Consider the following 275-nt stretch of genomic DNA (forward strand, 5'->3'; position numbering starts at 1 on the left):
TGGATAACAGCCCCACATCCAAAGGCTTTACTCTGGTAGAGCTGATCATCGTTATCATTATCCTCGGTATTGTTTCCACCTTTGCCGCAAGTCGCTTCGTCGGTACATCTAGCTTTTCTACTTTTACTGCGCAAGAGCAAACCATTTCCGTAATTCGCCAAATCCAAGTCAATCGAATGCAATCGAACGTTTCAGCGGCTAATGACAGTTTTCGCCTTGCTATTAATAGTGATTGTTTAGGCTCTGTGGCCGCGTGTAACTTAAATCTTTCGAAT

General features: G+C 43.6%; 1 protein-coding gene. It reads left to right on the top strand.

From position 1 onward, the window contains the following. A partial coding sequence (locus AB4486_RS23085) for a prepilin-type N-terminal cleavage/methylation domain-containing protein (RefSeq protein WP_372118838.1) occupies positions 1-275 on the top strand: 275 nt, incomplete at both ends.

The sequence above is a fragment of the Vibrio sp. 10N.222.55.C6 genome, from assembly GCF_041473395.1.
In the GTDB taxonomy this organism is placed as follows: Bacteria; Pseudomonadota; Gammaproteobacteria; order Enterobacterales; family Vibrionaceae; genus Vibrio; species Vibrio crassostreae_C.